Source organism: Mesorhizobium sp. GbtcB19 (assembly GCF_019091085.1).
In the GTDB taxonomy this organism is placed as follows: Bacteria; Pseudomonadota; Alphaproteobacteria; order Rhizobiales; family Rhizobiaceae; genus Mesorhizobium.
Map to the genome: position 1 here is coordinate 1 of NZ_JAGXJY010000148.1, position 334 is coordinate 334.

Annotated in this window: 1 protein-coding gene; it reads right to left on the reverse strand. The window is 29.0% G+C overall.

Translation table 11 applies throughout. The features are described from left to right. The coding region (locus KVT37_RS31990) for a PIN-like domain-containing protein (protein WP_217578994.1) at positions 1 to 334 on the reverse strand (334 nt) is incomplete at both ends.

Genomic DNA, 334 nt, shown 5'->3' on the forward strand with positions numbered 1-334 from the left:
TTTTTTCTATTTCATGTTTAATTTCTTCAGCATATTTTTTGGATGCAGCTTTCATTCTCGTAATTGCTTGATTTGTATCTTTACTTAACTCTTGAACTTTAGGAAAACTAAGCTTGTTAAATCTTGTAAACTGTTTAAAAAAGCTATTTTCAGCATTACTTATAATACGATTTATTTCACTAGTTACCTCTTTATATTTATTACGCGCCAAATTTCTGACGTTGTCATGATTTTGTTTATATTCTTCAAGCACCTGTGCAGGTATCCAAAGCTGATGTTTTGGAATTGAATTTAAAACTTTCAAAATGTGATTACTTGTATCTGGAGAATAACG